Below are 25,580 nucleotides of genomic sequence, written 5' to 3'. Positions count from 1 at the left end.
TTCCTCTCCACCACCGGTCGGGCACGCGTCGGCAGGTCAGGCCGCGCGCAGGAAATGATCGAGCACCCGGACACCGAAGTGCAGCCCCTCGACCGGCACACGTTCGTCCACGCCGTGGAAGAGTGCCTGGTAGTCGAAGCCCTCGGGCAGTTTCAGCGGGGAGAAGCCGTAGCCGGTGATGCCCAGCCGGGAGAACTGCTTGGCGTCGGTGCCGCCGGACATGCAGTACGGCACGACCCGGCCGCCCGGGTCGAAGCGCTCGATCGCGGCCCGCATCGCGGCGAACGCCGGGGCGTCGACCGGGGCTTCGAGCGCGACCTCGCGGTGGTGGTACTCCCAGCTCACGTCGGGTCCGGTGAGGTCGTCCAGGGTGCTGCGGAACTCCGCCTCGCCGCCGGGGACCACCCGGCCGTCGACATGGGCGACGGCCGTTCCGGGGATCACGTTGACCTTGTAACCGGCCGCCAGCATCGTCGGGTTGGCGCTGTTGCGGACCGTGGGCTCGACGAGCTCGGCGGCCGGTCCGAGCCGGCCGAGCAGCGCGTCGACGTCGAAGTCCGGCGCGTCGACGTCGGCCTCGATGCCGCGCAGCGCGGCGAGTTCGCGGAGCGCGGCGCGCACCGTCGGGGTGAGCCGGACCGGCCAGTCGTGCGTGCCGATCCGGGCGACGGCCGCGGCCAGCCGGCTGACGGCGTTCTCGCGGTTGACCTTCGAGCCGTGCCCGGCCCGCCCCCGGGCGGTCAGCTTCAGCCAGGCCGTGCCGCGCTCCCCCGCCGCGACCGGGTACAGCCGGGTGCCGTCGCCGGTGTGGAAGGTGAAGGCCCCGGACTCGCTGATGCCTTCGGTGCAGCCGTCGAAGAGTCCCGGGTGCCGGTCGGCCAGGAAGCCCGAGCCGTCCTCGGCGCTGGCCTCCTCGTCGGCGGTGAAGGCGAGCACGAGGTCCCGCCGGGGCCGCACCCCGTCGCGGGCCCACCGGCGGACCACGGCGAGCACCATCGCGTCCATGTTCTTCATGTCGATGGCGCCGCGGCCCCAGACCACACCGTCGCGGATCTCCCCGGAGAAGGGGTGCACGCTCCAGTCGGCGGGTTCGGCCGGCACCACGTCGAGGTGGCCGTGCACCAGCAGCGCGTCGGCCGCGGGGTCGGTGCCCTCGATGCGGGCGACCACGTTCGTCCGGCCCCTGCTGCGCTCCAGCAGCGTCGGCGCCAGCCCGGCCCCGGCCAGCCGCTCGGCGACGTACTCGGCGGCCGGGCGCTCCTGGCAGGTGCCGTCACCGGAGTTGCTGGTGTCGATCCGGATCAGGTCGGAGGTGAACCGCACCACCTCGTCGAGCGCCTGCCGGTCCACGCCGGCGCCCGCTCCGGTCCCGGGCTCCCCGGCGGACTCCACCTCAGCCATATTGTTCCTCCACGGCGGACGACACGACGGTGGTGACCGCCTTGAAGCACCGGATGGCCTCGTACATGGTCGGGCTGGTGTAGGCGATACGGCGCTCCCCGCAGCGTTCCACACCGGGCACGCAGGTCGCCGCGCCCACCAGGTGTTCGGCGTCGAATTCCAGCTCCAGGCGGAACGGGCCGTGCCGGGCCGGTTCGTGACGCACCGCCAGCGCCGCTCCCTTGTGGGCGGCGGCCCGGATCTCGGCCGCCGTACGAGCCGGCGGCCGGCAGACCGCCGCATAGCGCGACACATAGTCCTTGACCGCCACCCCGGGCGCCTGCGGCGCGTATCCGAGGGCGTCCTGGCAGGTGCGGTCGTCGCCGGTGACCAGCACCACGGGCACCCCGTACTCGGCGACCACCAGGGAGTTCAGATGACCCTCGCTGGCGCGGGTGCCGTCGACCCAGACGCCGGTGAGGGTGTTGGCGAGGTAGGTGTGCGCGAGGACGCCTTCGGTGCCCGCGCCGGTGTGGTAGCCGAGGAAGGCGATCCCGTCGACGTCTCCGTGCTGCACGCCCTCGACCATGCTCAGCGACTTGTGCCGCCCGGTGAGCATCTGCGCGCGCTCGTCGAGCTGTTCCAGCAGCAGGTTGCGCATCGTCCAGTGCGCCTCGTTGACCAGCACCTCGTCGGCCCCGCCGTCGAAGAACCCGGCGATCGCCGCGTTGACGTCGGACGTGAACATGGCGCGGCAGCGCTCCCATTGGGGCGTCCCCGGCAGCACGTCGGCCGGCCAGGTCACGCCCGTGGCGCCCTCCATGTCCGCGGAGATGAGGATTTTCACATGCACCAGTCCCGTCGCAGCTAGAAGGCGGTACGCACGACACCCGACGCCGTCCGGTCGCCCCAGTCTCGGCGATCCCGAACGGATTGCCCAGCCTAACCAGGGCCTTCGGCCTGACGCCCCGTCCAGCGCGTTCCAGGGGCGCCCCGTTGTGCACAAGCGCACAACTTCTTCATCTCAGCACCACGATTCCTTCCAAGCGGAAGCTGGGGGTACGCTCGTGTCCCACCGCATCTCGCACAGTTTCTGTCGCAAAGCGGAAGGACTTCTGACGGAATCCGTAAGGACTTCCGAACGAGTTCTGTCAGCTGCCGACGGCACATGCCAGGTGGGGTACAACAGGCCGGACCAGCTTTCCACGCAAGGAAACAGAGGCAGAATGGTGAGCGAGGCACTCCATGGCGACCAGTTACTGCAATGCGGTGACACGCGAGCCGACAGTGAAGACCAACTCGCGATCTTGACTGAACTGATCGCGCAAGCCCTTTGCGATCGCAACCCGAACTTCAAGGAAGTCATCGAGCGGGGCGGCCACCAGCAGGTGGCACGGCTGATCGAGGGCGTCCTGCGGTCCGGCCGTCCACTGCCCGAGAAGGTGCGCGCGGTCATGCTGCGCAGCGACACCGACATCCATCTGGTGGCGTCCGCACTGGGCGACTGCCTCGTCAGCGCACCGGACGAGGCGCCGGGACTGCTGATCCCCGCCGAGCTGGCCGACGGCCGGAGCGGACGGGCACGGCTGAAGGGCGTCCTGCGCCATCGCGCCGCGGTCGTCGGCCATGCCGTGTCGCCGACGGAGGCCGCCGCGTCCGTACGCGCCGCGTCCCGGCTGCTGGACCTGGCGGCGACGCACGACGGCCCGGAAGCCGGCGTGATGTTCGTCGACGACCATCTCTCCTCCCTCGTCCTGCTCCAGGACGAGTCGCTCACCCACACCCTGATCGCCCGCCGTCTGCGCCCGCTCGCGGGGCTGACGCCGGAGCGGTGTGAGCGCCTGGAGGCCACCCTGCTCGCCTGGCTCGGCGGCATGGGGGCTCCGGAGGTGGCGAAGGCGCTGAGCATCCACCCGCAGACGGTCCGCTACCGGATGCGCCAGCTGGAGAAGCTGTTCGGCGCCCGCCTCCGGGACCCGCGGACCCGCTTCGAGATCGAGATGGCACTCCGTACCCGCCAGCTGATGGCCGGCGCCCGCCGACGGCGCGCGGCCGCCACCCGCCGCCCACGCGCCACCGCCAAGCCCCGAAAGGCCCTGCCACGCCCCTAGGGCGTGTCCGCAAAGTCCCGCCTGGCTCGCGGCGTCTGGCACGCACGCTCGCTGCGTTGTCGGGATCGTCCACGTAGGCCCACTACGAGGACGACCCTCCGCCTTGCGAGCGCACGCACCAGACGCCGCGAGCCCCGCCCTCCGGGCGGACGACGGGACTTTGCGGACACGCCCTAGAGACCCGGTGTCATTCGCCCTCGGATTTGGCGAATGTCACACCCTGACCCCACCCACCAAATATGGACAATCCACCCCATAATGCCCGGGGTGTCCGCACCCTGCCCCGTATCGTCGCCGTGACCCAGGAAGCGGGACACCGGCCGGCCGCACGGCCTCGGTGACCCGACGGAGCCGGTCGCCCGAGGCCGGCCGCCCGAGGCCGGCCGCCCGGCGGCGCCTCCGATACACAGCGGGACAGGACACCACCTCCATGCACGGATCACGCATATCGAGCTGCGCGCGCCGCGGACTGGCCGCGGCCGTGGCTGCCGGATCGCTGCTCACGGTGCTCACCACGGCGACCCCGGCCGCGGCCGGCTCCGCCAGCGCGCCGGTGGGCCGCTCCGAGGTCGTGTGCACCTCGCAGCAGCCGGGTCTGGCGCCCGAACTGTCCCAGGACCTCGCCGACGCCCTCCACGGGCGGGAGGGCGCCTCGGCGCTGGCGATCTACGACCGGCGGACCAGGACCCACTGCGAGTTCCAGGCCGGTGCCCACTTCGACTCGGCGAGTGTGGTGAAGGTCACGGTGCTCGGAGCGCTGCTGCGGAAGGCCCAGGAGACCCGCCACCCGCTGACCCCGCACGAGAAGCGGCTGGCCACCGCCATGATCACCAAGTCGGACAACGACGCGACCACCAAGCTCTGGCGCCGGGTCGGCCCGGCCGGCATCAAGCACTTCCTGTCCCTGGCCGGTATGCGGCACACCGTCCCGGGCGCGCACGGCGCCTGGGGCCTCACCCAGATCACCGCCGCCGACCAGCTCACCCTGATGAAGCTGCTCAGCACGGACAACCGGGTGCTCACTACCCCCTCCCGCGGCTACGCCCTCGACCTGATGCACCGGGTCGTCGCCGACCAGCGGTGGGGTGTCCCGGCCGGCGCCCCCGGCTCCGCCACCGTGCACGTCAAGAACGGCTGGCTGCCGCGCAAGACCGACGGCTGGCGGGTGAACAGCGTCGGCACCTTCGACGGCCACGGCAACGACTACGGCATGGCCGTCCTCTCCACCGGCAACCACACCATGGACGACGGCGTGGAGGCCGTCGAGCGCGCCGCCCGGGTCATCCACCGCGATCTGACGCACTGACCTCCGGCGGCCCGGCTCATTCCTCTTCCGGGAGGACCGGCTCCCCCGGCCTCCCGTTCGGGAAGATCCGCTTCCCCGGCAGCGCCAGACGGTCACAGCCCCGCCGCTCGGCCTGCTCCCGGGCGAACGCGACCAGCAGCGGCCGCAGTTCACGCCCGGCCAGGCGCCGGCCCTCCGGTGCCCGGGAGCCGCTCACCTCGTAGTGGGCGGACTCGCCGGCACAGCGGGCGGCGGCGGTACCGAAGTCCTCGCTCATCACCTGGCCGCCGGGCGGGAAGCCGCGCGGAAGGCGGACGTTGCCGGTGATCAGCGTCGTGAACGGCTCGTCGGTCCAGTCTCCGTACCAGGCGCTGAGCTCGGCGTACTCCGTCCCCGTGCGGTCGACGAGCGCGCAGCGGGTGATCGCCGCACGGGCGTCGGAGCGTGCGACGACCCGCCAGGGCCCGCCCGCCGGGTTCTCCGGGAGCCGGGTACGGGCCGGCCGGCCGCAGCCGGCGGCGCCCCGCGCCGGCGGCACGGCCTTCGGGTGCAGCACCGCCCCCTCGGTACCGCGGCGGATTCCCCCGAACCCGCGGCAGCACCCTACGCGCCCTGCGTACAGGGGCCGTTGACGGGTCACCGGCGCTCGCGGCCCGTCCCGCCCGCCGTTCGACGCGGCGGTAGGACTTTGCACTCCCCCGGGTGACCGGTCCCCCGAACGGCCCCGTACGGGGCGGGGCCGGGATATCAACGCGGCATGAGCGAGCCGGTGTGCCCGGTGGTCCGCCGGGCCTCCGCGCCGCCGGCTCACCGCCCCACCCCGCACTCTGGGAGGAACCCGGTGCCAGGCCGCGTCACAGCAGACCTCAGGGGAGTTCCCGAAACGGCGTTGTGGACGCTCCACCACCGCGCCGCCGAAGCCGCCCGCCCGGACACCGTGCTGCCCGACCCCCGCGCCGTGCAGCTCCGCACCGACCTCGTCTTCCCCTTCGAGGAGCGGATGGGCGCCGCCCGTCCCTGGCTGGCGCAGGCCATCGCGCTGCGCGCCCTCGGCTTCGACCGGGTGGTGCGCGCGTTTCTCGCGGACCGGCCGGACGGCACCGTGGTCGCGCTCGGCGAGGGCCTGGAGACCCAGTTCTGGCGGGTGGACAACGGCCGGGCCCGGTGGGTCACCGTCGACCTCAACGCCCCGTTGGCGCTGCGCAGGCGGGTGCTCCCCCACGGGGCGCGGCAGCGGCTGGTGGCCTGCGACGTCCGGGACCGCGCGTGGATGGCGGGCATCGATCCCTCGCGGGGTGTGCTGGTGACCGCCCAGGGCCTGCTGATGTATCTGGAGCCCGCGCAGGCCACCCGGCTGATCGCCGACTGCGCCGCTGCGTTCCCCGGCGGCACGATGGTGTTCGACACCGTCTCGCGGCGCTTCAGCGCCCGCACCCGCATCGGCGCGAAGGGGCCGGGCGGCCACCGTCTGCCCCCGATGCCCTGGGGCATGGACGCCGCCGACCGGGGGCGCCTGTGGCGGGCCCATCCGGCCATCAGCGAGGTGTCGGAGGTGCCGCTCCCCGCGGGCCGCGGCTTCCTCGGCCGTCTCGCACCGCGCGCCGCCGTCGTCCCCCTGCTCCGTACGGACCGCCCGCTCATCACCCGGCTGCGGTTCGGCGCCGCGCCCGCCTCCCTCACGGGTCAGCCCTGACGGTCGCCGGACACCTCGTCGAGGAAGGTGCGCACCCGTTCCGCGAGCCTGTCCGGGTACTCCCCGTTGAGCGCGTGGGAGGCCTCCGCCCAGATCTCCACGGTGCCCTCGCGCAGGGTGCGGGCGCGGGCCGCGGCCCTCCCGGCGTCGTGCACGATGCTCTTCCCGGCGATCAGCGCGAGCACCGGTACGCCGAGGGAGCGCAGCGCGTCCTCGCCGGGCAGGGCCGGGGCCGGGAAGCAGACCTTGAAGTCCCGCATACCGGAGGCGACCAGCCGGCCCTCGACGTGCTCCGAGGCATTGCCGATCCCGCCCGAGATCCAGCCCAGCAGCCGGTTGCGCAGCCCCTCGGGCATCCCGGGGAGCACACTGCCCAGCGAGACCACGAGCATCTTCCAGGTCAGCGGGGCGAAGGTGTTCGCCGGGTCCAGCGCGATCACCGACGCGATCCGCTCCGGGCGGTGCAGCGCCACCTGCAGCGCCAGCCAGCCCCCGATCGACACCCCCAGCACATGCACCCGCGGCAGCCCGAGCCCGGCGAGCATCTCGTCGATCCAGGCCGCCTGGTCGGCGCCGGACGTCATCGGTGCCGACTGCACACTGCACCCCGGCTCCCCGAGCCCGTCGACGGCGTACACGGGGCGTCCGGTCCGCATCAGCCCCGGCAGATTCGTCCGCCACAACGGGGTGCACGACTGCCGCCCCGGCATCAGGACGAGCGGCACCCCGTCCCCCGTACCGAACCGGTACACCCGCACCGTCCCGTACGAGGTCTCCACGGTCCGCTGCTCATCGGGCTCGGGCAGGGTGTCCATCGCCTCCCGGTACACCGCGGCGAACCGCTCGTACGCCGCCCTGTCACGGAACGCCCCGATGCGCCGCCGCGCCCATTCCGGCCCGACGCGCGGCTCCGGAAAGCTGATCTCCGCCATGGGGCCATCCCATCACGGCCGCCCGGGGGCCCGGCCCACAACCCATGTCCCCTTGCCAGATTGATATTTGAAGTGGCGTCAGCTCGCTTGTTCCGGAAACGGCCGCCGCGCGTTCAGTCCTCGTGCCCCAACTGGAGGTCGCGTTCGGTGCGGCCGCCGCCCGCCACCTGGAGGACGGTGGCCACCGGCGGGTATCCGGCGGCGATCACGGTGTACTCGCCGGCCGACAGGTCCACGAAGCGGAACAGCCCGTCGGGTCCGGTGGTCGCGGTGTCGACGACATTGCCTGCGGCGTCCAGCAGGGTGACCCTGGCGTCCTCGACGGGCCGGCCGCCGCCGGCCCGTACGGTCCCGCGCAGCACCGCGCCACCGGCGAGTTCGATGTCCTGGCGGGTCTCCCGGGAGGCCTGGACGGTCACCGGCAGCGCGGCCGGGCGAAAGGCCGGGGCACTGGAGGCCAGGGTGTACTCGCCGGCCACCAACTCCCCGATGACATAGCCGCCTTCGCGCCCGCTGCGGGTCGTGGCGACGACCTCGCCGCGGACGTCGGTGAGAGTGACCATGGCGTCGCGGACGGGGGTGCCGTCGCCGGTGGTGACGGTGCCGGCGAGCCGCCCCGCGCCACCGAGTACGACGTCCAGCTCCACCGGCCGCTCGCCGACGGTGACGGTGACCGCCTGCGGCTGATGACCGCCCGCCGCCGCGATCAGCACATACGCACCGGCGCCCGGGGTGCTCAGCGCGTACCGTCCGTCCTCCCAGGTGGCGCCGCGGCCGATCTGCCGGCCGGCGACATCGATGAGGGTGAGCGCGGCGCGCGGCACGATGCTGCCGTCGTGGTGCTGGACGGTGCCGCACACCGGGACACCGGCCGCGACGGGGGCGTGCGCGTGCCCGGTGGCGGGGTGGCTGTGCGCGCGGGCGTAAGGGGCTGCGGAGTCACGGGAGTTGACGGTGGCCGGCTCCGCGGCGGATCGCGCCTGCGGGACCGCGGCGGGGTCGGCCGGGTCGCCGTACGACAGCGGGGACGGGGAGGCCTGCGGAGCAGGAGAGGCGTGGGACACCAGCGGTTTCCCTTTCAGGGAGAAGGCGAGCACAAGGCCCAGGACGAGCACCGGCACGAGAAGGAAGAAGGCCCCCGGCACGGCGTCGGGGTAGGCGACGAGCGGGCTGTCGCGCAGCGCGGCGGGCAGCACACGTGCCAGGTGCGGGGTGAGGAAGTCCGGATCGGACAGCCGCGCCGACGGCCGGTCACCGAGCCGGTGGATCAGCCGGTCGGCGAGGAGGAGGCCGAAGAGGGCCGCGCCCACGCAGCCGCCGAGCCGCCGGACGGAGCGGGTGGCGCGGGTCGCGGTGCCGGAGCCGGCGGTCCGTACGGAGTTCCGCACGGCGAGCACCGGCACCGGCAGCACGCAGCCGGTACCGAGACCGAGGAGGCCCGCCCAGAGGCTGTGGACCTCCGGCGCGGTGTCCTGCGGCAGCCGCGTCAGCAGCCACATCGCCACCCCCGCCAGCGCACAGCCCAGGACGGGGAGGACCCAGCGGTGGCCGGTGCGGCTGAGGAGTCGGCCGGAGACGAGAGAGGCGAGGACGAGGCCGCCCGTGAGAGGCAGCATCAGCAGTGCGGCCCCGGTGGCGGTGACGCCGTCGGCCCACCGGAGGAAGGCCGGCAGGAAGCCGACGGCGCCGAAGAGCGCGAGGCCGAGGGCGGCGCCGGTCAGCCCGGTGACATGGAAGACCGTGTCACGGAACCGCCGTAGCGGGAGCAGCGGTTCGGTGACGAAGTGCTCGACCGTGAGGAACAGCAGGGCGGTGCCGAGCGCTCCGGCGCCGAGGCCGAGGACGACCCGCGAGTTCCAGGCGTGGGCGGTGCCGCCCCAACCGGCCAGCAGGACCAGACAGCCGGCGCACGCGGCGAGCAGCAGCGCTCCGACGAGGTCCGGCCTGCCGCGCCGCGCGGGCCGGGGCAGTCTCAGCACGGCGGCGAGGAGCAGGAAGGTCAGCACACCGAGCGGGACGGTGAGGTGGAAAGCCCAGCGCCAGGACGCGTGGTCGGCGCAGAGGCCGCCGAGCAGCGGTCCGGCCGCGGCGGCAAGACCGAAGGCGGCGGCCAGGCCCAGCGTGCGGCCGCGGGCCCGTGGCGGAACGGTCGCGTCGAGGATCGCCAGGACGCCGATGACCAGTCCGCCGCCGCCGAAGCCCTGGACGGCCCGGAAGGCGATCAGTTCGTCCATGGTCCGGGACCAGCCGGCCAGCGCGGAGCCGGCGGTGAAGACGAGGAGGGCGAAGAGGAAGACGGGCTTACGGCCGAAGCGGTCGCCGAGCCTGCCGTGGAGGGGCAGTCCGAGCGCCGAGGCGAGCAGGGCGGACGTCACCACCCAGGACGTCGCGCCCGGCCCGGGCAGCTCACCGGCGATCTCCGGGAGCGCGGTGACGACGACGGTCTGGCCGAGGCCCGCGAGCAGCAGCGTGAGCAGCAGACCGGCGAAGGCCAGGCGGGGGCGGCGGGGACCGGCCGGCAACGGCGCACCGGGGGCGGGCCGTTCGGGCCCTCCGCTCACGGCCGGGGCCGGGACCGAAGCCTGATCCGTAGACGCGGCCGGGGCCCGACTCGGATTCGGGGCCGGATTCGGGGCCGGCGGCGCGGCGGCCGGCTCCGGTGCCGTTGCCGCACCGGATACGGGCGGACCGGTGTGCCCGACCCGATCGCTCAGGGTGGTCCCGCCCACGTGCTGCTCCCCTCGTCACGCCTGTTGCCGCCCAAGTTCTCGCATTGGGCGACAACACCGATCAAGCGCGACAAAGGGGTGCGGGCGGGGCGGGACCGGGCGTCAAGTACGGTGCCTGGAGCGCCTCTTGGGCTCCCATCAGGGCTTTCCGTACGGACGCGGCCCGGCGGGCCTTACCCGTCGGCTCACCGGAAACCACCCGAACCGGTGAGTGTGACGGCATGCATGCCGGGTGACGGAAGTGACCGCCGCTCACTTCTCCACGTGGGTGGCGAGGTTGGCCAGCAGGGCGTCGTAGATCCGGCCGAGCCCCTTGGGGGCGAAGGTCCGCTCGAAGAAGCCGCCGATACCGCCGGCGCCCTGCCAGGTGGTGGTGACGACGACCTTGGCGCGCCCCTCACCGGCCGGGGTGATGACCCAGGTGGTCACCATCGAGGAGTTGCGGTCCTTCTCGACGAGCTGGCCGTCGGTCGGCTCGTCGACCTCCAGCAGGCAGTCCCGCACCCGCTTGCTCGTGGCCTGGAGCTTCCAGTGGACGAGGGTGCCCTTGCCGTCGCCGCCTTCGCGGACCTCGTACTCACTGAAGTGCTCGGGCAGCAGCTGCCGGCGGGTGCCGGTGTAGTCGGCGAGCGCGTCGAACACGTCCTCCGCGTCCGCCGCGATCTCGCGCTGCGTGATGGCCTCGACCTGCGCCATGTGCGTCTTCCTCCAGTAGTCGGCCCTGCCGGTCCTGCGATGCGCCGCCCAGCCAACCACCCCGCGGCGACGCGCCCAAATCCAGGGGCCTCGACCCCGATGGGAACATCTGTTCTATTATTGCGAAGGGGGGCCCGGCAGGATCAGAAGGAGGCCCGATGCGCTGGAGCAATCTCGGCGACAGCCCGTCCGCGCTGTTCGGCACGGATGTCGTCAGCACGACCATCGACACCCCCGAGTTCCGCGGAATCACCTTCCACGAGGTGCGCGCCCGCTCGATCGTGAACCGCGTTCCGGGCGCCTCCCGGATGCCGTTCGAATGGACCGTGAACCCCTACCGCGGCTGCAGCCACGCCTGCGTCTACTGCTTCGCCCGCAAGACGCACAGCTATCTCGACCTGGACACCGGGCTGGACTTCGACTCGCAGATCGTGGTGAAGGTCAACGCCCCCGAGCTGCTGCGCCGCGAGCTGGCCGGGCACCGCTGGCGCGGCGACCACATAGCGATGGGCACCAACGTCGACTGCTACCAGCGCGCCGAGGGCCGCTACCGCCTGATGCCCGGCATCGTCGCGGCCCTGCGCGACCACGCCAACCCGTTCTCGATCCTCACCAAGGGCACGCTCATCCTGCGCGATCTGCCGCTGCTCCAGCAGGCCGCCGCGGTCACCGACGTCGGCATCTCGGTCTCCGTCGGCTTCCTGGACCACGAGCTGTGGCGCACCGTCGAGCCCGGCACGCCCGCACCGGACCGGACCGCCGACTGGACGTGGTACGGACCCTCACCGCGCACGGCATCCCGTGCGGTGTGCTGATGGCGCCGGTGATCCCGTTCCTCGGGGACGCACCGGAGCAGCTGCGGGCCACGGTCCGGGCCATCGCGGAGGCCGGCGCCGGTTCCGTCACCCCGCTGGTGCTGCATCTGCGGCCCGGCGCCCGCGAATGGTTCCTGGCGTGGCTGGAGCGGCACCACCCGCATCTGGTGCGGCGCTACGCGGCGATGTACGCGGACGGCGCCTACGCCCCCAAGTGGTACCAGCGGCGGATCACCCGCCAGGTCCACGAGCTGGCCACCGAGTACGGCATCGGGCCCGCCCGGCCCGGCGGGGCCCGCAGGACTCCACCACCGGACACCGCCCCCGGCCCGGCCGCCGCCCCCGCCTCCCCCCAACCCTCGGAACCCACCCAGCTGACCCTGATCTGACCCCGACCTCGCCCCGATCCGCCCCCGGCTCCCGCCCCCTCCGGCCCGCCTCTGATCCGCCCGGCCGCCACCCCCTGCCCTGTGTGACCGGCACCCGCCTACGGCAAAACCCCTTGACGAGGCTCCTAACCTCTCCGGCATGGATGGGACCGTTCAGCGCACCCCCGCACCGCCGCCGCACCCCGTACGGATACGGGAGATGACCGAGGCCGATATCGACGCGGTCTCCGCGGTCCGGGTCCACGGCTGGCAGGCGGCCTACCGCGGGCTGATGCCACAGACGTATCTGGACGTGATGAGCGTGACGGCCGACGCCGAGCAGCGACGGTCGTGGTTCGGCCGCCGGTCCCCGGAGGTGTCGGACCTGGTGGCCGAGCGGGACGGCGAGGTCGTCGGCTGGGCCTGCGTCGGCCCGGCCCGCGACCCCGATATCGCCCCAGGAGCCGAGGAGTTGCCCGCGCCCAGGCCCACCGCGGGCGAACTCCTCGCCCTCTATGTGACGCCCGGCCTGATCGGCACCGGCATCGGACGCGCCCTGCTCTCCGCCGGCACCGCCCGCGCCCGGACGCACGGCTTCCACACGCTGTACCTCTGGGTGGTACGCGGCAACACCCGCGCCCGCCGCTTCTACGAGCGGGCCGGTTTCACCCCGGACGGCGCCCAGGAGGCGTACGAGGTGGGCGGCAGCAACGTCCCCGAACTGCGCTACCGGCGCTCGCTGACCCCGGACGGGTCCGAGCTCGCCCCCTAGTGCACACAGAACTCGTTCCCCTCCGGGTCCGTCATGATCACCCACTCGCCGGCCGGTTCGCTGACCTCGCTCTGCACCCGGGCGCCGAGGGCGCGGAGGCGCTCGACCTCGCTGACCCGCTCGCCCGCGGGGCCGTGCAGGTCGATATGGAGGCGGTTCTTGGCGGTCTTCTCCTCCGTCCGCGGTACGCGGTTGAAGAGCAGCCGGCGCCCCAGCCCCGTGCCGCTCTCCGGGTCGTAGGGGTCGTCGGGGTGGCGCACCGCCGCGGCGTCCCGCCAGGCGCGGCGGTCGTGGTGGGCGATGAGGATCTCGGACGGGATGGCGTCGAGGCCGAGGAGCTTGCCGATGAGGACGCTGTGGTCCTCGACCTCGTAGTGGAGCGCGGCCGCCCAGAAGTCGGCCTGGGCGTGCGGATCGTGGGCGTCGACGACGAGCTTCCAGTGCAGCGGGGTTGCGGTCATGGTTCCCACTTATAGCCTCCGGCACTGACATCCGACGGCCGGAGCGGCCCGGCGGCGGAGTGTCGCGGTGCGGGCCGCAGGCTCCCCGGCCACGTCCGTCGGCCGGGGCCGTTCCGTGCCGGCCGGACAGCTGCCGCCCGCCGCCCGGCCCCGCACCCAACCGCCCGGCCGGGCCCCCGGCCCGTTCCGGCAGAGGGCCGCGCGGCCGTCCCGCCGCTACTCCGCCCCGTCCGCCGTCCCGGCCCCGTCCGCCGCCGTCACGTCCTCGTGCACTCCCAGCCGTGCCAGCGACGCCGCCGCGGCGGCCGCCAGCCGGGGGTGGGTGGCGGCGGTGGTGAGCGCGGGGACGGCGCGCCGGTCGCCGAGGGCGCCCAGGCCCTCGACGCAGGCGAGCGCCACCCGCCAGTAGGGGTTGTGCGGGGTCAGCAGCCGCTCCAGGGTCGCGATCAGCGCCGGGACGGACTGCGGTGCGCGGAGTTCGGCGAGCAGCCGGACCGGATACAGGGCGTAGGCGGTGCGCAGCGGGTTGGTGGCGAGCGCGGCCGCGGCGCGGGCGGTGCGGGGGTCGCCGAGCCGCCCCAGCGCGTGTGCGGCGGTGGCACAGCGCGCCGGGTCGCGGTGGTTCAGTAACAGGACGAGCGTCTCGAAGGCCCGCTTGTCGCCGGCGCAGCCGAGGACGAACGCGGCGATCTCCCGGGCCCACAGCGGACGTTCGACGGCGACCAGCATCCGGGCCAGTTCCTCGCGGCCGGCCGGGGTGTTCTTGCGGGCCAGTCCCAGCAACCGTTCGTAGGCGACCAGATCCTGTGGGGAGCGGAGTTCGGCCCGCACCCGGTCGGTCAACTCGTGGAATTCCTCTTCCATTTGCCGCTCCCCTCCCGCCGGGCCGCCCCGGTTCCCGCGACGTGGCCCGCGCCACAGCCTAGTGACCCCCGCTACCCCTGGCGCTCTGGTTACTCACCGGTTAACCTGCTGGAACGAGCAGCACCACTGCTCGGGCGGCCTGGTGACGCAGCCGCCACAGAGTGAAGTCGGTTCGGCACAGCACGACACAGTACGGAGCACACGGCAGGGCCCCGGGACAGGGCTTTCGCCGGGTCTCCCGCACCGCCGGCGCCCCTACGGCGCTGCGGCTCCCCGTGGCTATCCGCCGCGTTGCCGCCGCTGCGACCGCAGGCCCCGTGTCCGCGCGGATACCCCTCAGTCGTCACTTCTCCCCTGTTCTCGGGGAACACCCTCAGGAGTCTCGCGATGGACCCTCAGTCCACCCCTGATCTCTCAACTCCCGCCTCCTCGCTGTCCCTTTCCACCGTTGCCGTGATCGGTCTCGGCACCATGGGCACCGGCATCGCCGAGGTGCTGACCCGGGCCGGCCGCGAGGTCATCGGTATCGACACCGACGAAGCCGCGGCCCGGCACGCCGTCGCGGCCCTCGAAGCCACCACCGCCCGCGCCGTGCAGCGCGAGCGCCTCACGGAGCAGGAGCGCCAGGACGCCCTGGCCCGCTTCCGCACCTTCACCGACCTCCAGGCCGCCGCGGACGCCGACCTCGTCATCGAGGTCGTGCCCGAGGACTACGAGCTCAAGCGGCAGGTCTTCGCCGCGCTGGACGCGGTGGTCCGGCCCGACACCATCCTGGCCACCGGCACCAACGCGCTGTCCGTGACCCGGCTGGCCGCCGACTCCCAGCGCCCCGAGCGGGTGCTCGGCGTGCACTTCTTCAACCCCGCGCCGGCCATGAAGCTGGTCGAGGTGGTCTCCTCGGTGCTCACCGCGCCGACCGTGGTCACGGCCGTCACCGAACTCGCCCGTGACCTGGGCAAGGACCCGATCGCGGTGGGTGACCGCCCCGGCTTCGTCGCGGACGGCCTGCTGTTCGGCTACCTGAACCAGGCCGCGGCGATGTACGAGTCCAGGTACGCCACCCGCGAGGACATCGACGCCGCCATGAAGCTCGGCTGCGGTCTGCCGATGGGCCCGCTGGCGCTGCTGGACCTGATCGGCGTGGACACCGCCCGTACGGTCCTGGAGGCGATGTACGCCGAGTCCCAGGACCGGCTGCACGCGCCCGCGCCGATCCTGGGCCAGCTGGCCGAGGCGGGGCTGACCGGCCGCAAGGCGGGCCGCGGTTTCTACACCTACGACGCGCCGGGCAGCGCCACGGCCGTGCCGGACGCGGAGAGCCCGGCGGCCGCCGACGAGCAGGCCGGCGGACGCAATGTCACCGGCGTCGGCGTGGCCGGTTCCGGGACGATGGCGAGCGGCATCGCCGAGGTCTTCGCCAAGGCGGGCTACAAGGTCGTGCTGGCCGCCCGCAGCCTGGAGAAGGCCGAGAAGGCGAAGGCCAGGATCGCCAAGTCGCTGGGCCGCTCGGTGGACAAGGGCCGGATGAGCGCCGAGGCCCGGGACACCGCGCTGGCGGCGATCACCCCGGCCGGTTCGCTGGACGCGTTCGCCGACGTCGACCTCGCGGTCGAGGCGGTGGCCGAGGATCTGGCGGTCAAGCAGGAGCTGTTCAAGACCCTGGACAAGGTCTGCAAGCCGGGTGCCGTCCTGGCCACCACCACCTCGTCGCTGCCGGTCGTGGCCTGCGCCCGCGCCACCTCGCGCCCGCAGGACGTCATCGGGATGCACTTCTTCAACCCGGCGCCCGCCATGAAGCTGGTCGAGGTGGTCCGTACGGTCCTGACGGCCGACGACGTGCACGCCACCGTGCGGGCGGTGTGCGCCAAGGTCCGCAAGCACCCCGTGGACTGCGGCGACCGGGCCGGGTTCATCGTGAACGCGCTGCTGTTCCCGTACCTGAACAACGCGATCAAGATGGTCGAGGAGCACTACGCGACCCTGGACGACATCGACGCCGCCATGAAGCTCGGCGGCGGCTACCCGATGGGTCCGTTCGAACTCCTCGACGTGGTCGGCCTGGACGTGTCCCTGGCCATCGAGAAGGTGCTGCACGCGGAGTTCCGCGACCCGGGGCTGGCCCCGTCGCCGCTGCTGGAGCACCTCGTCGCCGCCGGCTGCCTCGGGCGCAAGACCGGCCGCGGCTTCCGTGAGTACGCCCGGCGCTGAGGCGTGGCGGCACCCCCGCCCTGCGGGGGGAGGATGGGGTGGACTGCTGGAACCCGACGGCGGTCCACCCCCGCTCACCGGGGCGGAGGTGGCACCTCATGCCGCAGGTCGCGTAAATATGCAGTACCGTCCCCACATGTCCCAGCCCGCTCGTACGCAGTCCGCCGACCCCGACACCGCGACTCCCGGCACCCGCCGGGCGGCCGCGCAACGGCTCAAAATGCGCCGTGAATTGTCGGCCGCGGCGATGGAGCTGTTCGCGACCAAGGGCTACGAGGCGACGACGGTCGATGAGATCGCGGCCGCCGCCGGCGTCGCCCGGCGGACCTTCTTCCGCCACTTCCGCTCCAAGGAAGAGGCGATCTTCCCCGACCACGACGACACCCTCGTCCGCGCGGAGGCCGTCCTGGACGCCGCCCCGCCGCACGAGAACCCGCTCGACACGGTCTGCCGCGGCATCAAGGAGGTCATGCGGATGTACGCGGCCTCCCCCGCCGTCGCGGTGGCCCGCTACCGCCTGACCCGTGAGGTCCCCACGCTGCGCGAGGCCGAGATCGCCTCGGTGGCCCGTTACGAGCGGCTGTTCACCCGCTACCTCCTGGGCCACTTCGACGAGGGCGCGCACCGCGAGGGCGACGACGACCCGCTGCTCGCCGAGGTCGCGGCGTCCGCCGTGGTCACCGCACACAACCACGTGCTGCGGCGCTGGCTGCGGGCCGGCGCGGAGGGCGATGTCGAGGCCCAGCTGGACCACGCCTTCGAGATCGTCCGGGAGACCTTCGGCGCCGGTATCGGCGCGGGCCGCACCGGCAGCGACGAGACCCCCGCGGCGTCCGTCTCGCGCGAGGGCGAGGTGCTGGTGGCGGTGGCCCGTACGGACGCCCCGCTGGACGAGGTCATGCGCACCATCCGCAAGGCGATCAAAGAACGCGGGTAGCGGCCCTCCGGCCGGATCAGGGCAGTACGCGGCCCGGCGCCCATGGGCGGGCCGGGCCGCGACCCGGATGGCGTAACCCCCACACCCCGCACTCTCCGTGCATATTCCCTTCCTTTGCGTCACCCCCAGGCCTCCCATCGGCCTTCTTTTGCTCATGCGTGCCGACCAGATGACATCTGAGAGAAATTCTTGGCACTCAGTGTCTTGTCGACTGGCACGCGGTGTCATACGTTGAGGGTGTCCGGGCGGCCGGCGTGCTGAGAACCCACGCGCGCCGGCTGTCCCACCAGCCCTACGTGGCTGTCCGCCCGGACGCCTGCGTCACAGGCACCTCCCAGCAGCCGCTGGGCACCGCGCTCACCCAGCGCTGCCAGGCACCGCGGCCGACGGCTCTGCGACCCCCGCAGAGGCGACGGCAACGGCGCCACCCCGGCCGAACCGACGGCACCACCTCCCGCACCACCCCGACGTTCCCTCAAGCCGTTTCCCCGACGCGCTTCGCCGGAGGCACCCCGTGAACGAAATCCTGGACGCAATCCTCGCGCCTGACACCACCAGCGCCGACTTCGCCGGCCTGACCATCCCCGAGTCCTACCGCGCGGTGACCGTGCACAAGGACGAGGCCGAGATGTTCGCCGGCCTCGACAGCAAGGAGAAGGACCCCCGCAAGTCGCTGCACGTCGATGAGGTTCCGGTGCCCGAGCTGGGCCCGGGCGAGGCACTGGTGGCCGTCATGGCCTCCTCCGTGAACTACAACTCCGTGTGGACCTCGATCTTCGAGCCGGTGTCGACGTTCGGGTTCCTGGAGCGCTACGGCAAGCTCTCCCCGCTCACCAAGCGGCACGACCTCCCGTACCACGTCATCGGTTCCGACCTGGCCGGCGTGGTCCTGCGCACCGGCCCCGGCGTCAACGCCTGGGGCCCCGGCGACGAGGTCGTCGCGCACTGCCTGTCCGTCGAGCTGGAGTCCTCCGACGGCCACAACGACACGATGCTCGACCCCGAGCAGCGCATCTGGGGCTTCGAGACCAACTTCGGCGGCCTGGCCGAGATCGCCCTGGTCAAGTCCAACCAGCTGATGCCCAAGCCCAAGCACCTGAGCTGGGAGGAGGCGGCGTCGCCCGGTCTGGTCAACTCCACCGCCTACCGCCAGCTCGTCTCGCAGAACGGCGCCGGAATGAAGCAGGGCGACAACGTCCTGATCTGGGGCGCCAGCGGCGGACTCGGCTCGTACGCCACCCAGTTCGCGCTGGCCGGTGGCGCCAACCCGATCTGCGTGGTCTCCTCTGACCAGAAGGCGGAGATCTGCCGGAAGATGGGCGCCGAGGCGATCATCGACCGCAACGCCGAGGGCTACAAGTTCTGGAAGGACGAGCACAACCAGGACCCCAAGGAGTGGAAGCGCTTCGGCAAGCGCATCCGCGAGCTGACCGGCGGCGAGGACGTGGACATCGTCTTCGAGCACCCCGGCCGGGAGACCTTCGGCGCGTCCGTCTACGTCACCCGCAAGGGCGGCACCATCGTCACCTGCGCCTCCACCTCGGGCTACAACCACCAGTACGACAACCGCTACCTGTGGATGTCGCTGAAGCGGATCGTCGGCTCGCACTTCGCCAACTACCGCGAGGCGTGGGAGGCCAACCGCCTGATCTCCAAGGGCAAGATCCACCCGACCCTCTCGAAGACGTACACCCTCGAAGAGACCGGACAGGCGGCGTACGACGTGCACCGCAACCTCCACCAGGGCAAGGTCGGCGTGCTGGCACTGGCCCCCGAGGAGGGGATGGGCGTGCGCGACGAGGAAATGCGCGCCAAGCACCTCGACGCCATCAACCGGTTCCGGAACGTCTGAGGCAACTCGGACACCGGACCACGAAGATACGGGCCTGATATGACTGAGCGTCAGAAGGATCGTCCGTGGCTGATGCGGACGTACGCCGGCCACTCCACCGCCGAGGCGTCCAACGAGCTGTACCGACGTAACCTCGCCAAGGGCCAGACCGGCCTGTCGGTCGCGTTCGACCTCCCGACGCAGACCGGTTATGACCCCGACCACATCCTCGCCCGCGGCGAGGTCGGCCGGGTCGGGGTCCCCGTGTCCCACCTCGGTGACATGCGACGGCTGTTCCAGGACATCCCCCTGGACCAGATGAACACCTCGATGACCATCAACGCGACGGCCATGTGGCTGCTGGCGCTGTACGAGGTGGTCGCCGAGGAGCAGGGCGCCGACATCTCCAAGCTGTCGGGGACGACGCAGAACGACATCGTCAAGGAGTACCTGTCGCGCGGGACGCACGTCTTCCCGCCCGGCCCCTCGCTGCGGCTCACCACCGACATGATCACGTACACGGTGGCGCACATCCCGAAGTGGAACCCCATCAACATCTGCAGCTACCACCTGCAGGAGGCGGGCGCCACGCCGGTCCAGGAGATCGCGTACGCGATGTCCACCGCGATCGCGGTGCTGGACGCGGTGCGGGACTCCGGGCAGGTACCGCCGGAGAAGTTCGGCGATGTCGTGGCCCGTATCTCGTTCTTCGTGAACGCCGGTGTCCGGTTCGTCGAGGAGATGTGCAAGATGCGCGCCTTCGGCCGCATCTGGGACAAGATCACCCGCGAGCGCTACGGCATCGAGAACGAGAAGCAGCGCCGGTTCCGCTACGGCGTCCAGGTCAACTCGCTCGGCCTGACCGAGGCGCAGCCGGAGAACAACGTCCAGCGGATCGTCCTGGAGATGCTGGCCGTCACGCTCTCCAAGGACGCTCGCGCCCGCGCGGTGCAACTCCCCGCCTGGAACGAGGCGTTGGGGCTGCCGCGCCCCTGGGACCAGCAGTGGTCCCTGCGTATCCAGCAGGTCCTCGCCCACGAGAGCGACCTGCTGGAGTACGAGGACATCTTCGCCGGCTCGCATGTCATCGAGGCCAAGGTGGACGCCCTGGTCACCGAATGCCTCACCGAGATCGAGCGGATTCAGGAGATGGGCGGCGCGATGGCCGCCGTCGAGTCCGGCTACCTCAAGTCGCAGCTGGTCACCGCGCACGCCGAGCGGCGGGCCCGGATCGAAGCCGGCGAGGAGAAGATCGTCGGCGTCAACTGCTTCGAGGGCACCGAGCCCAACCCGCTCACCGCGGACCTCGACACGGCGATCATGACCGTCGACCCGGCCAACGAGGCACGCGTCGTCCAGGCACTGCACGAGTGGCGGGACAACCGCGACGAGTCCCGCGCCCAGGACGCCCTGTCGGGCCTGAAGAAGACCGCGGCGGGCGACGGCAACCTCTTCGCGGCCACCCTGGAGTGCGCACGCGCCGGTGTCACGACCGGCGAGTGGGCCTGGGCGCTGCGGGACGTCTTCGGCGAGTTCCGGGCCCCCACGGGCGTCTCCAGCGCCCCGCTGGCGGTCGCCGCCGAGGAGGGCAGCCCGCTCGCCGCGGTCCGCGAGAAGGTCGCCAAGACCGCCGCCGAACTCGGCAGCGGAAAGCTGCGCCTGCTGGTCGGCAAGCCCGGCCTGGACGGGCACAGCAACGGCGCCGAGCAGATCGCCGTACGGGCCAGGGACGCCGGCTTCGAGGTGATCTACCAGGGCATCCGGCTGACCCCGGAGCAGATCGTCTCGGCCGCGGTCGCCGAGGACGTGCACTGTGTGGGGCTGTCGATCCTGTCCGGCTCGCACGCCGAGCTGGTGCCGGACGTACTGGCCCGGCTGCGCCGCACCGGTGTCGACGACATGCCGGTCATCGTCGGCGGCATCATTCCCTCCGCCGATGCGGCAGCCCTCCGGGAAGCCGGAGTGGCGGCCGTGTTCACCCCCAAGGACTTCGGTATTACGGAGATCATCGGCCGTATCGTCGACGAGATCCGGAAAGCGAACCAGCTCGACCCTCTGGAGGTCCCCGCATGACCCAGGCGAACCGCCCGCCCGGCGGCCGGCCGCGGCGCTCCTGCCTCGCGGTCCCCGGCAGCAACCCGCGCTTCCTGGAGAAGGCCCAGGGCCTCCCGGCGGACCAGGTCTTCCTGGACCTGGAGGACGCCTGCGCGCCGCTCGCCAAGGAGGGCGCCCGGCACCACATCGTCGAGGCGCTGAACGAGGGCGACTGGACCGGCAAGACACGGGTCGTACGGGTCAACGACTGGACGACGCACTGGACGTACCGGGACGTCATCACGGTCGTCGAGGGCGCGGGGCAGAACCTCGACTGCATCATGCTGCCGAAGGTCCAGGACGCCCAGCAGATCGTGGCGCTGGACCTGCTGCTGACGCAGATCGAGAAGACCATGGGCTTCGAGGCCGGCCGGATCGGCATCGAGGCACAGATCGAGAACGCCAAGGGTCTGGTGAACGTCGACGCGATCGCCGGCGCGTCGCCGCGCCTGGAGACCATCATCTTCGGCCCGGCCGACTTCATGGCGTCCATCAACATGAAGTCCCTGGTGGTCGGCGAGCAGCCGCCCGGCTATGGGGCGGACGCGTATCACTACATTCTGATGCGCATTCTGATGGCGGCACGCACCTACGATCTGCAGGCGATCGACGGCCCGTACCTTCAGATCAAGAATGTTGACGGCTATCGCGAGGTCGCCGGGCGCGCCGCCGCCCTCGGCTTCGACGGCAAGTGGGTCCTCCACCCGGGCCAGGTCGAGGCCGCCAACGAGGTGTTCTCGCCCTCCCAGGAGGACTACGACCACGCCGAGCTGATCCTGGACGCCTACGAGTGGCACACCTCGGAGGCGGGCGGAGCCAAGGGTTCCGCGATGCTCGGCGACGAGATGATCGATGAGGCGAGCCGGAAGATGGCACTGGTCGTCGCCGGCAAGGGCCGGGCCGCCGGCATGATCCGCACATCCAAGTTCGAGGCCCCGGAGGCATAAGCGCGATGCAGTTCGGCCGCACCTACGAAGAGTTCACCGTCGGCGATGTGTACAAGCACTGGCCCGGGAAAACCGTCACCGAATACGACGACCACCTCTTCTGTCTGCTCACGATGAACCATCACCCGCTGCACATGGACAGCAACTACGCGGAGAAGACCACCGACTTCGGAAAGAACGTCGTCGTCGGGAACTACATCTACTCCCTGCTGCTGGGCATGTCGGTGCCCGATGTCTCCGGAAAGGCCATCGCCAATCTGGAGATCGAGTCGCTGAGGCACGTGGCGCCCACCTTCCACGGCGACACTCTCTACGGCGAGACGACGGTGCTCGACAAGACCCCGTCGAAGTCCAAGTCCGACCGCGGCATCGTGTACGTCGAGACCAAGGGCTACAAGCAGGACGGCACCCTGGTCTGCGTCTTCCGGCGCAAGGTCATGGTCCCCACGGCCACCTACATCAAGGAGCGCGGCGGCGAGCAGCCCGGCCGCCCTGAGCTGCAGGCCCCGCCGGCCAAGAAGGAGAAGTAGCCATGACCCGTCTCGCGCAGACCGAGGGCCTGACCGACATCCAGCGGGAAATCCTCTCCACCGTCCGCGATTTCGTGGACAAGGAGATCATTCCGGTCGCCACGGAACTGGAGCACCGCGACGAGTACCCGTCGCAGATCGTCGAGGGCCTCAAGGAACTCGGCGTGTTCGGCCTGATGATCCCCGAGGAGTACGGCGGTCTGGGTGAGTCCCTGCTCACCTACGCGCTCACCGTGGAGGAGATCGCCCGCGGCTGGATGAGCGTCTCCGGCATCATCAACACCCACTTCATCGTGGCGTACATGCTCAAGCAGCACGGCACGCAGGAGCAGAAGGACTACTTCCTCCCGAAGATGGCGGCCGGTGAGATCCGGGGCGCCTTCTCGATGTCGGAGCCCGCACTGGGCTCGGATGTTTCGGCCATTTCCTCCAAGGGCGTGCGGGACGGCGACGAGTACGTCCTCAACGGCCAGAAGATGTGGCTCACCAACGGCGGTTCGTCCACGCTCGTCGCGGTCCTGTGCCGTACGGACGAGGGCCACCCGGAGGGCACCGCGCCGCACAAGTCGATGACGACCTTCCTCGTGGAGAAGGAGGCCGGCTTCGGTGAGGTGCGGCCCGGCCTGACCATTCCGGGCAAGATCGACAAGATGGGCTACAAGGGTGTCGACACCACCGAGCTGATCATGGACGGGCTGCGCATCCCGGCCGATCGCGTGCTCGGCGGCGAGACCGGACGTGGCTTCTATCACATGATGGACGGCGTCGAGGTCGGCCGGGTGAACGTCGCCGCGCGCGGCTGCGGTGTCGCACAGCGCGCCTTCGAACTGGGTGTTTCGTACGCCCAGCAGCGCCACACCTTCGGCAAGCCGATCGCCCAGCACCAGGCCATCCAGTTCAAACTGGCGGAAATGGCGACAAAGGTCGAAGCGGCCCATGCCATGATGGTTAACGCCGCTCGCAAAAAGGACTCGGGCCAGCGAAACGACCTCGAGGCCGGCATGGCGAAGTACCTGGCCTCCGAGTACTGCAAGGAGGTGGTGGAGGACGCGTTCCGTATCCACGGTGGCTACGGCTTCTCGAAGGAGTACGAGATCGAGCGTCTCTACCGCGAGGCCCCGATGCTCCTGATCGGTGAAGGTACGGCCGAGATCCAGAAAATGATCATTGGCCGACGGCTACTGGAGGAGTACCGAATCCAGGGGTGAACGTCCCGTTTGGGCCCTTTTGGCCTAGACAAAGATCACACCCCGTCATCGTTCTTCGGCCACGGATTGGCTCTGGCTCTTGGCCAGTTGCCGCTCGTAACCGATAGCATCCATGGAAAGCCGCCGTCCCCCGTATCCCTAAGCGGCATCCTCCGCTACGAAGGTCATCCATGCCCCACAGCCAATCTCCTGCACCACGCGGTCGCGTCCGCCTCGCGCGCGGAGCGTCGCCGTGGCTCCTGCCGACCGTTGCCACGGCAGCGGTCAGCCTCGCCCGGTCCCGCCGGTCGGGTCGCTGGGCCGCCGTTGCCGTGCCCACCACCGCACTGGCGGCGGGCATGCTGTGGTTCTTCCGCGACCCCGAGCGGGAGATCGCTCAGGGGCGGGTCATCTCCCCGGCCGACGGCGTGGTGCAGAGCATCATGCCGTGGAAGGACGGACGGACCCGCGTCGCGATCTTCATGAGCCCGCTGAACGTTCACGTCAACCGTGCGCCGCTGGCCGGCACGGTGACCTCCGTGGAGCACATCCCCGGCGGGTTCGTTCCGGCGTTCAACAAGGAGAGCGAGAACAACGAGCGGGTGGTCTGGCACTTCGACACCGAGCTCGGCGACATCGAGATGGTGCAGATCGCCGGGGCGGTCGCCCGCCGCATCGTCCCGTACGTGCCCCAGGGCACCAAGGTCGAGCAGGGCGAGCGGATCGGACTGATCCGCTTCGGCTCGCGGGTCGACGTGTACCTCCCGGAGGGCGTCGAGGCGGCGGTCGAGGTCGGCCAGGCCACTACCGCGGGGGTGACTCGCCTTGACCGTGATTGATCCGGAGACACAGGCCGGCTGGGCGCCGGAGACCGACGAGGACGAGGACGACATGCCGCTGTCCACGCGGCTGTCAATAGCGGACACCCTCACCCTCGGCAACGCGATCTGCGGCTTCATGGCCGTGTACTTCACCACCACCGGCGTCCTCATCCCGCATCTGACGGGCAACGAGGACGGCGGGATGGCCCGGCACAGCGCGGCGATGGCCGTGATCCTGATGCTGCTCGCGTCGGTCTTCGACCTCTTCGACGGGCTGGTGGCACGCAAGCTGCGGGCCTCGGCGATGGGGGCGGAGCTCGACAACCTCTCCGACCTGATCAGCTTCGGCCTGGCGCCCGCGTACTTCGTCGTGACCTGGGGCATGGTCGCCCAGGACGCGCACCAGCGGGTGTCGGTCGTCGCGGCGGTGGTGGTGCTGCTGGCGGTGGTGCTCCGGCTGGCGCGGTTCTCCTGTGTCACGCTGCGTGACGGGATCTTCCAGGGCATGCCGAGCCCGTTCGGCGCCCTGACCGTCGTCGCCATCGTGCTGCTGGAGCTGCCGTTCCTGCCGACGCTGCTGGCGATCATCGGGGTGGCCTGGCTGATGGTGAGCCGGGTCGAGTACCCCAAGCCGCGGGGCCGCCTCGCGGTGGCGATGCTCAGCTGGATCGTGCTCAGCATGGGCATGCTCGCCGCCTGGGCGCTGGACGCTCCCGGTGGTCAGCTGCTGCTGCAGACCGGCTGCTCCCTCCAGGTGGTCCTGGGCGCGATGATCCCGCTGTTCGCGACCGCCCGGCGGGTCAACACCTTCCGCGACAACCGCCGGGAGTCGCGCGCGGAGTCCCGGGAACACGGCCTGGACCTGCGGGATTTGGCGGGTTCCGGACGGGACGGGCTGATCCTCCGCACGGACGTCGAG

21 protein-coding genes and 1 pseudogene are annotated in these 25,580 nt (G+C 71.5%); 14 read left to right on the top strand and 8 right to left on the bottom strand.

Annotated features, from left to right (window positions below; all coding sequences use genetic code 11):
• Window positions 1-36: 36 nt before the first annotated feature.
• Both ACWC9R_RS07895 and ACWC9R_RS07890 read right to left on the bottom strand, forming a co-directional pair.
• Window positions 37-1,401, bottom strand: coding sequence for a M20/M25/M40 family metallo-hydrolase (locus tag ACWC9R_RS07895; RefSeq protein WP_450729504.1), 1,365 nt, complete (start codon window positions 1,399-1,401; stop codon window positions 37-39).
• On the bottom strand, window positions 1,394-2,227 hold the full coding sequence (locus ACWC9R_RS07890; RefSeq protein WP_450729503.1) for a M55 family metallopeptidase: 834 nt from the start codon (window positions 2,225-2,227) through the stop codon (window positions 1,394-1,396). The genes ACWC9R_RS07895 and ACWC9R_RS07890 overlap by 8 nt, the downstream gene beginning before the upstream one ends.
• Window positions 2,228-2,687: 460 nt before the next feature.
• Between ACWC9R_RS07890 and ACWC9R_RS07885 the strand changes: the two genes are divergently transcribed.
• Both ACWC9R_RS07885 and ACWC9R_RS07880 read left to right on the top strand, forming a co-directional pair.
• The gene (locus tag ACWC9R_RS07885; RefSeq protein WP_450729502.1) at window positions 2,688-3,491 is read left to right on the top strand and encodes a PucR family transcriptional regulator; all 804 of its coding nucleotides are present in this window, start codon (window positions 2,688-2,690) and stop codon (window positions 3,489-3,491) included.
• Window positions 3,492-3,921: 430 nt separating this feature from the next.
• The gene (locus ACWC9R_RS07880; RefSeq protein WP_450729501.1) at window positions 3,922-4,797 is read left to right on the top strand and encodes a serine hydrolase; all 876 of its coding nucleotides are present in this window, start codon (window positions 3,922-3,924) and stop codon (window positions 4,795-4,797) included.
• A 16-nt stretch (window positions 4,798-4,813) separates the two neighbouring features.
• Here ACWC9R_RS07880 and ACWC9R_RS07875 read toward each other — a convergent pair whose 3' ends face one another.
• Window positions 4,814-5,332 (bottom strand): hypothetical protein, encoded by a 519-nt coding sequence (locus ACWC9R_RS07875; protein ID WP_450729500.1) that lies wholly within the window; start codon window positions 5,330-5,332, stop codon window positions 4,814-4,816.
• 285 nt (window positions 5,333-5,617) lie between these two features.
• Between ACWC9R_RS07875 and ACWC9R_RS07870 the strand changes: the two genes are divergently transcribed.
• Window positions 5,618-6,469 (top strand): class I SAM-dependent methyltransferase, encoded by an 852-nt coding sequence (locus ACWC9R_RS07870; RefSeq protein WP_450729499.1) that lies wholly within the window; start codon window positions 5,618-5,620, stop codon window positions 6,467-6,469.
• Here the strand turns inward: ACWC9R_RS07870 and ACWC9R_RS07865 are convergent.
• From ACWC9R_RS07865 to ACWC9R_RS07855, 3 genes are all read right to left on the bottom strand, one after another.
• Window positions 6,460-7,401, bottom strand: coding sequence for an alpha/beta fold hydrolase (locus tag ACWC9R_RS07865; protein ID WP_450729498.1), 942 nt, complete (start codon window positions 7,399-7,401; stop codon window positions 6,460-6,462). The genes ACWC9R_RS07870 and ACWC9R_RS07865 overlap by 10 nt on opposite strands.
• 113 nt (window positions 7,402-7,514) lie before the next feature.
• Window positions 7,515-10,130: an MFS transporter gene (locus ACWC9R_RS07860; RefSeq protein ID WP_450729497.1), complete on the bottom strand. Its 2,616-nt coding sequence runs from the start codon at window positions 10,128-10,130 to the stop codon at window positions 7,515-7,517.
• Window positions 10,131-10,382: 252 nt separating this feature from the next.
• Window positions 10,383-10,826 carry an SRPBCC family protein gene (locus ACWC9R_RS07855; protein ID WP_362601248.1) on the bottom strand — a complete coding sequence of 148 codons (444 nt, stop codon included), beginning with the start codon at window positions 10,824-10,826 and terminating at the stop codon, window positions 10,383-10,385.
• A 158-nt stretch (window positions 10,827-10,984) separates the two neighbouring features.
• Between ACWC9R_RS07855 and ACWC9R_RS07850 the strand changes: the two are divergent.
• Together ACWC9R_RS07850 and ACWC9R_RS07845 are read left to right on the top strand one after the other, a co-directional pair.
• Window positions 10,985-12,030, top strand: a pseudogene (locus ACWC9R_RS07850) (Rv2578c family radical SAM protein).
• A 199-nt stretch (window positions 12,031-12,229) separates the two neighbouring features.
• The gene (locus tag ACWC9R_RS07845; RefSeq protein ID WP_450729644.1) at window positions 12,230-12,781 is read left to right on the top strand and encodes an N-acetyltransferase family protein; all 552 of its coding nucleotides are present in this window, start codon (window positions 12,230-12,232) and stop codon (window positions 12,779-12,781) included.
• Here ACWC9R_RS07845 and ACWC9R_RS07840 read toward each other — a convergent pair.
• Window positions 12,778-13,242: a VOC family protein gene (locus ACWC9R_RS07840; RefSeq protein WP_450729496.1), complete on the bottom strand. Its 465-nt coding sequence runs from the start codon at window positions 13,240-13,242 to the stop codon at window positions 12,778-12,780. The two genes, ACWC9R_RS07845 and ACWC9R_RS07840, sit on opposite strands and share 4 nt — an antisense overlap.
• Before the next feature lie 216 nt (window positions 13,243-13,458).
• Window positions 13,459-14,106, bottom strand: coding sequence for a HEAT repeat domain-containing protein (locus tag ACWC9R_RS07835; RefSeq protein ID WP_450729495.1), 648 nt, complete (start codon window positions 14,104-14,106; stop codon window positions 13,459-13,461).
• A 387-nt stretch (window positions 14,107-14,493) separates the two neighbouring features.
• Here ACWC9R_RS07835 and ACWC9R_RS07830 point away from each other — a divergent pair, with 387 nt between their 5' ends.
• The 9 genes from ACWC9R_RS07830 to pssA all read left to right on the top strand — a co-directional run.
• Window positions 14,494-16,314: a 3-hydroxyacyl-CoA dehydrogenase family protein gene (locus tag ACWC9R_RS07830; protein ID WP_450729494.1), complete on the top strand. Its 1,821-nt coding sequence runs from the start codon at window positions 14,494-14,496 to the stop codon at window positions 16,312-16,314.
• A gap of 136 nt (window positions 16,315-16,450) precedes the next feature.
• Window positions 16,451-17,251, top strand: coding sequence for a TetR family transcriptional regulator (locus ACWC9R_RS07825; protein WP_450729493.1), 801 nt, complete (start codon window positions 16,451-16,453; stop codon window positions 17,249-17,251).
• Window positions 17,252-17,765: 514 nt separating this feature from the next.
• The gene (gene ccrA, locus ACWC9R_RS07820; protein WP_450729492.1) at window positions 17,766-19,103 is read left to right on the top strand and encodes a crotonyl-CoA carboxylase/reductase; all 1,338 of its coding nucleotides are present in this window, start codon (window positions 17,766-17,768) and stop codon (window positions 19,101-19,103) included.
• Between the two features lie 39 nt (window positions 19,104-19,142).
• The gene (locus ACWC9R_RS07815; RefSeq protein WP_450729491.1) at window positions 19,143-21,155 is read left to right on the top strand and encodes a protein meaA; all 2,013 of its coding nucleotides are present in this window, start codon (window positions 19,143-19,145) and stop codon (window positions 21,153-21,155) included.
• Window positions 21,152-22,123, top strand: a complete 972-nt coding sequence (locus ACWC9R_RS07810) for an HpcH/HpaI aldolase/citrate lyase family protein (RefSeq protein WP_362601273.1) — start codon at window positions 21,152-21,154, stop codon at window positions 22,121-22,123. The genes ACWC9R_RS07815 and ACWC9R_RS07810 overlap by 4 nt, the downstream gene beginning before the upstream one ends.
• Before the next feature lie 5 nt (window positions 22,124-22,128).
• Complete coding sequence (locus tag ACWC9R_RS07805; RefSeq protein WP_450729490.1) at window positions 22,129-22,653, top strand: MaoC family dehydratase; 525 nt, start codon at window positions 22,129-22,131, stop codon at window positions 22,651-22,653.
• Between the two features lie 2 nt (window positions 22,654-22,655).
• Window positions 22,656-23,861, top strand: a complete 1,206-nt coding sequence (locus ACWC9R_RS07800) for an acyl-CoA dehydrogenase family protein (RefSeq protein ID WP_086716538.1) — start codon at window positions 22,656-22,658, stop codon at window positions 23,859-23,861.
• 170 nt (window positions 23,862-24,031) lie between these two features.
• Complete coding sequence (locus tag ACWC9R_RS07795) at window positions 24,032-24,679, top strand: phosphatidylserine decarboxylase (protein WP_362601279.1); 648 nt, start codon at window positions 24,032-24,034, stop codon at window positions 24,677-24,679.
• Window positions 24,666-25,580: CDP-diacylglycerol--serine O-phosphatidyltransferase (gene pssA, locus ACWC9R_RS07790; protein ID WP_450729489.1), on the top strand; the 915-nt coding region annotated here is incomplete at its 3' end. The genes ACWC9R_RS07795 and pssA, both read left to right, overlap by 14 nt.

This window comes from Streptomyces sp. NPDC001219, assembly GCF_053597915.1.
The sequence above is the reverse complement of the archived record's forward strand: the minus strand, read 5'-3'. Positions and strand labels throughout refer to the sequence as shown.